Genomic DNA, 8,104 nt, shown 5'->3' on the forward strand with positions numbered 1-8,104 from the left:
GGGAATGTTACTGGATAACGATATTGAAGCGGTTTTACTTAACCGGCAGTCATCATCCTATAATATTACCCTACCCGGACAGGTGGAATTGTATGTGCATGAGTCCAAGGAAAAAATAGCCAAAGACCTGGTGCATAATCACAATAACCTGCCTACCGGCGATCCTAACCAGCTGGAAGAGGAAGAATAAGTGAGATCTCCTGCAGATAGTGCCCTTCCGGGTGGCTTCCCGGAAGGGAATTTGCTCTGTAGGGTATTTTTATCCACTTTTGCGGGTAGAATTTAATCAACAGATACAACCATAATGAAGACATTTTTCACCCGCACTGCCTCTGCGCTTGTGTTTGTGGCAGTAATGCTGGGAGGGATCCTATGGGCCGACTATACTTTTTTCCTGCTTTTCTTCCTGATCGGCTGTTTTGCCCTCCAGGAGTACTTCAGGCTGCTTCGCGGGATTGATCCCGATTATACCAATGTTTCTTCCTGGCATAAATGGGGCGCTACCATAGCAGGAGCAGCTATCCTGCTCACTTTTACAGGAGATAATTTTGAAATAGGCGGTATTCCCACAGGATTGCTTGGCTGGTGGACGGCCGTGATTTTCCTGCTGGTGATGCCTTTGGGAGAAGTATTGATGAGTAAGGACTTCTCTTTAAAGAACATCGGTTACTCTGCCATCGGGTTACTGTATGTGATCATCCCTTTCGGGTTGCTGATCCACATCCGGGTAAATGCCATCAATATTCATTACACCCCCGAAAATGTAGGAACAGCCCCCGGCTGGCTGATTCCCCTGCTGCTTATTATATTCATCTGGATCAATGATACCATGGCCTACATTGTAGGCTCGCTGATAGGACGCACCCCTTTTGCACCGGCTATATCGCCCAAGAAAACCATTGAAGGCACTGTAGGAGGCATGATCCTCGCGGTGGCTACAGCCGGCATTTACGGCCATTTCTGGGGTTACCGGTACCTGGCGCTGCAGCACTGGATCGTACTGGCCCTCATTGCCGCTGTATTCGGTACCATTGGCGACCTGATAGAATCGAAGCTGAAAAGAATGGCCGGCGTAAAAGATTCCGGTAGGATCATGCCCGGCCATGGCGGTTTTATGGACCGGTTTGATTCGCTGTTACTGGCAGCCCCTTTCGCCTGGATTTATGTTCAATTTTTCATGATGCGTTAACAAAACATTCGTATTCGAAAAAAATTGAATTAAAGTACCTTTGCACCCAAGACTAAACACAAACATCAATCATCTAATAAAAAAACAATGAAGATCCATCGTGAAGGATTTGCTACCATTTCCCTTGTATTCCTGGTACTGGCGTTAGTAAACGGAGCAGTATTTTATTGGTTCGGTAACGCGCCGGCACTGTGCTGGACGGTATCCATTATTTCCCTTGCGTTCTTCCTGTTCATCGTTTCATTCTTTCGTATTCCCTCCCGGCAATATACAACTGGTGATTCGCTGGTTATTTCTCCCTGCGATGGTAAAGTAGTGGTAATTGAAGAAGTATATGAGCCGGAATATTTCAAGGATAAACGCCTGCAGGTGTCTATTTTTATGAGCCCTGCCAATGTGCATGTAAACCGTAATCCTATCAGCGGTAATGTGAAACTGTCGCAATACCACGCAGGTAAATACCTGGTGGCCTGGCATCCGAAATCATCTACTGAAAACGAAAGACATTCCATAGTAATTGGTAATGGTAAAGCGGATATCCTGGTAAGACAAATTGCAGGCGCACTGGCCCGCAGGATTGTAAACTACCTGAAACCCGGCATGGAAGTAAGCCAGAACGAGGAAATGGGTTTTATTAAGTTCGGCTCCCGCGTAGATCTTTACCTGCCCATTGGTACAGAGGTAACCGTACAGCTGGAACAGGTAGTACAGGGCGGTATTACAGTTGTTGCTAAAATCTAGTATCTTTAATAGCTAAACGGCATTTATCATGATAAAGAAAGCTTTTACCGGTGCAGCCGCATTACTGATGATAGCTGGGATGGCAATGGCACAGGAAAAAACCAAAGCAGCTGCCAAATCCAAAAAGGATGGCGCCGCTGCCACCTGTAAAACCACTGCCAAAGGTAAAAGCTGCTGTCAGCAGCCGTCTAAAACCGCCAGCCTGAGAATGGCTGCAGCAAACAAAACAAAAGCGAAAGCACAGCGATAAATATTCCTTCGCCGCTACAGCATAAAGAAAAAAGGAGATGTGGTAGTCCGCATTTCCTTTTTTCTTACAGAATATTCCTCAGTTCCCGCAGATGCCCGATCACATAAGTGGGTTGAAAATCGACCGGCGGCCTGGCCGGGTTAAAATATACCTGGTCCATTCCCGCACCATGTGCCCCTTTAATATCCAGCTCCATCGCATCCCCGATCATAATGCTCTCCGTTGCACTGGTATTGGCTTTCGTGATAGCATAGTCAAAAATTTCCCGGTAGGGCTTCAGGCTGCCTGCTATTTCTGAGGTAACAATATGCGTGAAGTAGTGATCAATCCCTGCGTTTTTCATTTTCAGCAACTGCGTTTCCTCGAAACCGTTAGTGATCATATGCATGGGATATTCCTTTGCAGCAAGATATTCCAGCGTTTCTTTCGTTTCCGGGAACAGCGCTTTTTTATATGGCAGTATTTCCAGGAACTCGTCGCTGATCTTCTGGGTTAATTTCTCGTCTCCTATTTTGAAATCAACCAGTGTAAGACGGAAGCGTTTGTCGCGCAACTCACGGCGGGTAATAAATCCTTTACGGAAGCGATCCCACAGGCGTTCGTTATGTGCCACATAAGAAACGGAAAAAGCTTCAAAAGATGGTATTCCCCTGCTTTCCAGGCCATGGCTGTTGTACAGCTCCAGCAGTGTTTCCTGTTCATTTGTTTCAAAGTCCCAGAGTGTATGGTCCAGGTCAAAGAAAAGATGTTTGTATTTCATGACGCCGCAAAGGTACAAAATACCACAGAGATGGGAGAAGGACGCTGCTGTATTCCAAAGTAAATTCCTTATTTTACTGCATTAATGAAAGAAACTATGAATGCAGTAATTACGGGCGCCAGCAAGGGCATTGGAAAGGCTATAGCAGAAAAACTGGCGCTGGAAGGGTTTAATGTGGCGATTTGTGCGAGACATGCAGATACGCTGGCTTTGGCCAAAGCGGATATTCAGCGGAAAAACCCTGCAGTAACAGTACTGGCAGAAGTGGTGGATATGGGAGATAAATCGCAGGTACTGGCATTTGCCGCTAAGGTAACTACTGCATTTACACAGGTGGATATCCTCGTGAACAATGCCGGTATTTTTGTGCCCGGAGCGCTTCACCAGGAAGAAGAGGGACTACTGGAAAAGATGATGGCAGTAAATGTATACAGCGCTTATCATCTTACCCGGGCCTTATTACCCGCTATGATCACCCGTCGCAAAGGATATATTTTTAACATGTGTTCCACCGCCAGCTACCGGGCCTATCCCAACGGAGGCGCCTACAGCGTCACCAAATACGCCTTGCTCGGTTTTACGAAAAACCTGCGGGAAGAGCTGAAACAACACTACATCGGGGTTTCAGCGGTTAGTCCCGGCCCTACTTTAACCGCTTCCTGGGAAGGCTTTGACGCTCCCCCCAACAGAATGATGCCCCCCGAAGATATTGCCGCTGTAATATGGGCCGCCTGGACAATGGCAAAGCAAACCGTAGTGGAGGAAATTGTACTAAGACCTATGTTGGGAGATATTTAAACATCTTATTATATTGGATTTTTCAGCGGGCAGGGAATGTTCTTTTTCAAGATAACTGAATAGGAACATATTAGAATGATTTAACTAACTTTTAACGGGGTCTTACAGCGCTTCCGGCGCGGCTTTGGTTAAATTTGTTGACATAATTATGATGTACAGATTTTGCATAAGGAAGTGTATTTACGCCATTTTGATTTGTATAGGATCGGTAGCCTGTGCACAGGCACAGGAGTTCCGCTTTACTACCACTGTGAGCAATAATGCCGTGACGTTGGATGAACCATTCCAGATCCAGTTTATGATGGAAAATGGTGTTAATATTTCCAGTTTTACTCCCCCCAGTTTCAAAGACTTCGAAATACTGCAAGGGCCTTCTCAAATGCAGGGACAATCCATTTTCAATGGAAAACGTTCTGAATATATTGCATTAAGTTACCTGCTGCAACCCAAACATGTGGGCAGCTTCACCATTGCCGGCGCCCAGGCGCGTGTGAACGGCAACCTCGTTAAATCAAATCCGGTTTTAATTGAAGTCAGAAAAGGCAATGCCCAGCAACAGCAACAGCAGGCCGCACCTCCGTCGTCCGGTTTTCCGCCACACCGCGGATCCTCCGGTGGCAATGAAGATATCCAGGAAGGTATTCTTAAGAAAGGAGAAGACATCAATGAAAAACTGAGGAAGAATATTTTCCTGAAAGTAGATGTAGATAAAACCAATTTATACGAAGGCGAACAACTAACGGCTACGTATAAACTTTATACCCGACTCCCTACAAATTCCAGTGTCACCAAAGTACCGGCATTCAAAGGATTTTCCGCCAAAGACATTGAACTGCCCAACCCGCCACAGGCTACCGAAGAAAGGGTAAATGGCATCCCCTATAAGGTATTCACCATCCGGAAAACATTGCTTTTCCCGCTACAGTCAGGCACCCTCGAACTGGACCCTGTGGAAGTAGACAACCAGGTGCGCCTCGTGAAAATGGTGAGCAAAAAAGGTGGCAGCAGGGGCAGGGACCCTTTCGAAGATTTCTTCAATGATCCGGCTTTCAAAGATCCTTTCTTCGATGATTTCTTCAACCGCCCGGAAGTGGAATACCAGGATGTTCCTTACAAAATCCAGAGCAACCCGATAAAGATCAATGTTAAACCGGTTCCTGTAGACGGACGTCCCATCAGCTACAATGGTGCAGTAGGCAACTTTAACATGACTGCCGTGGTGGATAAAAAGAAACTCACCACCGATGATGCCCTCACATTAAAGGTAACCATCAGTGGCCAGGGTAATGTGAACCTGCTAAATTCCCCCAAGGTGGAAACACCTACCGGCTTCGAAAAATATGATCCGAAAGTAACCGACGATATAGAGAAAAACAGCAACCCGCTTTCCGGCAGCCGCACATTTGAATATGTGCTGATGCCACAGGAAGCAGGCGACCATACCATCCCTGCGGTGGAATTTTCTTACTTCGACCCGGCAGCCAACAGCTATAAAACATTACGCTCCCAACCCTTCAACATCCAGATTGAACAGGGCAAACATATTAAGCAGGATAAACAGGATTTCAGCGCGGGTAAAAATGAACTCGTGAAAAATGAAACCGGTATCCTCGACTGGACACGAAATCACAGCTGGTTTATTCTCAGCCCGTGGTTCTATGCACTGCTGCTATTGCCGCTGCTGATAGCTGCCGGCATTATCTTCTACAAACGCCGCAGGGACTACAACACTACCAATGCGGCAGTATTGAAGCACCGCTACGCGAATAAAGTAGCCCTGAAACGGCTGGAACTGGCTGCCCGCTACCTGAAAGAAGGTAAGGACAAGGCCTTCTATGAAGAAACATCACGCGCTGTTTGGGGATACCTCAGTTCCAAACTGAAAATACCAATGGCCGATCTGAGCAAACAACTGATACAGGATAAACTAAGTGCCCGGCATATTAATGGCAGCAATACAAACGACCTGTTTAACCTGATCGATAATTGTGAAGTAGCCTTGTATGCACCCGGACAGGATAACCGTAAAATGCAGGGAACTTACGAACAGGCGGTGAGCATTATCACCAACCTGGAAGATGCATTAAAGAATTAAACGAAATGCTGAACTATAGAAAAATTAAACCGGTATTATTGGCTTTTATATGCCTGCTGACTTTTACAGCAGGCCATGCACAAACGCCACCGCAAAATCAGCAGCAGCGGTTTGAAGAAGCGAACAAACTCTTTAATCAAAGTAAGTTCACGGAGGCAGCCAGGGTTTTCCAGCAGCTACTGGATGAAGGCCATACACAGAAAGCGCTTTACTTCAACGCGGGAAACGCCTGGTATAAAGCCGGTAAAACCGGGCAGGCGGTTTATAACTACGAGAAAGCATTGCAATTATCGCCCAACGATGAGGCCGTGAAACACAACCTTTCCATTGCCAACCAGAAAGTAAACGGCTTTGTGGAAGAATTGCCGATGGTGTTTTTCCAGCAGTGGTGGTTACAACTGCAACATCTCCATAAAGCCAATGGCTGGGCAGCAGGTACAGTTATTCTTTTCTGGCTGCTCATTGCGGCTATTGTGCTTAATGTATATATCCCAGGGTGGAGGAATAAATTTATACGCTGGGGCGCCTATGCACTGGGTGCCCTGTGCGCGTTGTACCTGGTTATGTCTGTAGATACTTACCTGTGGTCCAACAATCATGAAGCAGGTATTGTAATGAATGGTAATATCCGGGCAAAAACCTCCCCTGATGAAAACAGCCGGGATGCCTTTGAGGTGGGAGAGGGCATGAAGGTGCGGATCACGGATTCTACCCGCGATTTCTGTAAAATTGAGCTGGCGGATGGTAAAAACGGTTGGATCAGTTGTAACTATATCAAGCGGTTATAGCCTTTCAATACGCTGCAGGAAATCCTGCTTCTTATCCCGCGCCAGCGGCACACTGTATCCATCGCTCATAATAATCTCCCCGCCATCTCCCTTAATATATTTTTCCATAAAAGACAGGTTGATGAGGAAACTGCTGTGCACGCGGAAAAACCCTTTATCGGCAAGCCATTGCTCCATTTCTACCAGGGTGCAGCACACCATCACCGGCTTTTCCGGCTCCTGTAAATGCAACCGGGTTTGCGTACCCGCACCTTTGCAATAGATAATATTCCTGGCAGTAACCATACGTAAACCGTCTGAGGTAGGCAGCGCCAGCCGTTCATCCTGGTTCAGGTGTTCCTGCAGGAAATGGAGGAGGTTAACCACCTTTACCGCTGTAACAGCGGTAGATTGGGTACCAGCTTTTTCCACGGCGTCTTTCAGTTCTTTACTGTCAATAGGTTTAAGAAGATAATCCAATGCGCTGTGATGGATCGCCTGGAGGGCGTATTGATCATAGGCGGTAATGAAAATTACAGCGAAAGAGTGATAGTTACATTCTTCCAGCACCTGGAAGCCATCCATCCCGGGCATTTCTATATCCAGGAATACTAATTCAGGATGTAATTGTTCAATGGCGGCCAGGGCTTCAGTCCCACTGCTGCAAAGGGCTTGTACAGCAACGTGCGGGCAATATCTTTCCAACATCATGTGCAGCGCATCCCGACTGTGCTTCTCGTCGTCCACGATAATGGTACGCATGTAGGATCAGATTATGAAAGGTATTTCAGATGTAATGTTGTGGTAAAGTATATGGTCTTTGATTCCATTATCCACGTAGAAATTAAGCAATTTGCCGCACATTACCAATTAAAGCCTACCCCGCCAGGGATTGGCGGGCGGCTACATGCTGCATACTGATAATAAGGCGGTTACCGGAGGGCTCCCGCTCTTCGTTATATACCTGCAAAGATTTTATACTGGCTTTCATGTGATACTTTTCGCTCATCATATACAGCCGTTCCGAGGCAATATCTATACCCGAAGCCTGCCGTTCACCAGTGCCATCCAGCATTTCGGTGATCAGGATACCGTTGTCTTCCAGCTGGATCTGGAGCCGGTCGTTTTCTTTTGAGAGGATGATCCGGAGCTGTCCGCCCGATTTCTCGGGCCGTAGCAGGATCCTGTGCCAGATGGCGTATTGTACATAAGGCTGGATGATCAGGGGAGGGATAAGAGTGAACTGCCGGTTCACCTCGGGGCTTACTATCAGCTGGTAGTTGAATTGTTCGTCGAAACGCAGTTGTTCCAGCTGGATATACAGTTCCAGGGCGTCCAGCTCGTCCTGGAGGGAGATCCATTCCTTATTGAAATTACCGATCATTAACCGCATGAGCCGGGAAAAGCGGGTAAGATACAGCGATGCCATGTCCGTACTGGTAGTAAGAATATAGTGGTGGATAGCGTTAAGGCTGTTGAATATGAAATGCGGGTCCATCTGCGC

The 8,104-nt window shown here is 46.9% G+C and carries 10 protein-coding genes; 7 read left to right on the top strand and 3 right to left on the bottom strand.

What is annotated here, in order from left to right; translation table 11 throughout:
• From VN105_RS12955 to VN105_RS12970, 4 genes are all read left to right on the top strand, one after another.
• Window positions 1-190, top strand: a 190-nt coding sequence (locus tag VN105_RS12955) for a hypothetical protein (RefSeq protein ID WP_325641496.1), incomplete at its 5' end; no start/stop codon positions are given.
• Window positions 191-304: 114 nt separating this feature from the next.
• Complete coding sequence (locus VN105_RS12960) at window positions 305-1,189, top strand: phosphatidate cytidylyltransferase (RefSeq protein ID WP_325641498.1); 885 nt, start codon at window positions 305-307, stop codon at window positions 1,187-1,189.
• 87 nt (window positions 1,190-1,276) lie between these two features.
• Window positions 1,277-1,930, top strand: a complete 654-nt coding sequence (locus VN105_RS12965) for a phosphatidylserine decarboxylase family protein (RefSeq protein ID WP_325641500.1) — start codon at window positions 1,277-1,279, stop codon at window positions 1,928-1,930.
• Between the two features lie 28 nt (window positions 1,931-1,958).
• Window positions 1,959-2,180 (top strand): hypothetical protein, encoded by a 222-nt coding sequence (locus VN105_RS12970; protein WP_325641502.1) that lies wholly within the window; start codon window positions 1,959-1,961, stop codon window positions 2,178-2,180.
• 64 nt (window positions 2,181-2,244) lie between these two features.
• Here the strand turns inward: VN105_RS12970 and VN105_RS12975 are convergent, their stop codons facing one another.
• Window positions 2,245-2,940, bottom strand: coding sequence for a YjjG family noncanonical pyrimidine nucleotidase (locus VN105_RS12975; protein WP_325641504.1), 696 nt, complete (start codon window positions 2,938-2,940; stop codon window positions 2,245-2,247).
• A 96-nt stretch (window positions 2,941-3,036) separates the two neighbouring features.
• Between VN105_RS12975 and VN105_RS12980 the strand changes: the two genes are divergently transcribed.
• The 3 genes from VN105_RS12980 (at window position 3,037) to VN105_RS12990 (ending at window position 6,621) form a co-directional block, all read left to right on the top strand.
• A complete protein-coding gene (locus VN105_RS12980; RefSeq protein WP_325641506.1) occupies window positions 3,037-3,738 on the top strand; it encodes an SDR family oxidoreductase in 702 nt (233 codons plus the stop codon).
• Window positions 3,739-3,928: 190 nt separating this feature from the next.
• Window positions 3,929-5,833 (top strand): BatD family protein, encoded by a 1,905-nt coding sequence (locus VN105_RS12985; protein WP_325641508.1) that lies wholly within the window; start codon window positions 3,929-3,931, stop codon window positions 5,831-5,833.
• 5 nt (window positions 5,834-5,838) lie between these two features.
• Window positions 5,839-6,621: a tetratricopeptide repeat protein gene (locus tag VN105_RS12990; RefSeq protein WP_325641510.1), complete on the top strand. Its 783-nt coding sequence runs from the start codon at window positions 5,839-5,841 to the stop codon at window positions 6,619-6,621.
• Here VN105_RS12990 and VN105_RS12995 read toward each other — a convergent pair.
• Window positions 6,616-7,362 (bottom strand): LytTR family DNA-binding domain-containing protein, encoded by a 747-nt coding sequence (locus VN105_RS12995; protein WP_325641513.1) that lies wholly within the window; start codon window positions 7,360-7,362, stop codon window positions 6,616-6,618. The genes VN105_RS12990 and VN105_RS12995 overlap by 6 nt on opposite strands.
• Window positions 7,363-7,477: 115 nt before the next feature.
• Window positions 7,478-8,104: sensor histidine kinase (locus tag VN105_RS13000; protein ID WP_325641515.1), on the bottom strand; the 627-nt coding region annotated here is incomplete at its 5' end.

The sequence above is a fragment of the Chitinophaga sp. genome (assembly GCF_035564935.1).
Classification (GTDB): Bacteria; Bacteroidota; Bacteroidia; order Chitinophagales; family Chitinophagaceae; genus Chitinophaga.

Excerpts from the sequence above, each read along its gene's own strand:
- VN105_RS12990 (WP_325641510.1), top strand. The coding sequence starts at position 5,839 with ATGCTGAACTATAGAAAAATTAAACCGGTATTATTGGCTTTTATATGC.
- VN105_RS12980 (WP_325641506.1), top strand. The coding sequence starts at position 3,037 with ATGAATGCAGTAATTACGGGCGCCAGCAAGGGCATTGGAAAGGCTATA.
- VN105_RS12995 (WP_325641513.1), bottom strand. The coding sequence starts at position 7,362 with ATGCGTACCATTATCGTGGACGACGAGAAGCACAGTCGGGATGCGCTG.
- VN105_RS12970 (WP_325641502.1), top strand. The coding sequence starts at position 1,959 with ATGATAAAGAAAGCTTTTACCGGTGCAGCCGCATTACTGATGATAGCT.
- VN105_RS12965 (WP_325641500.1), top strand. The coding sequence starts at position 1,277 with ATGAAGATCCATCGTGAAGGATTTGCTACCATTTCCCTTGTATTCCTG.
- VN105_RS12975 (WP_325641504.1), bottom strand. The coding sequence starts at position 2,940 with ATGAAATACAAACATCTTTTCTTTGACCTGGACCATACACTCTGGGAC.
- VN105_RS12960 (WP_325641498.1), top strand. The coding sequence starts at position 305 with ATGAAGACATTTTTCACCCGCACTGCCTCTGCGCTTGTGTTTGTGGCA.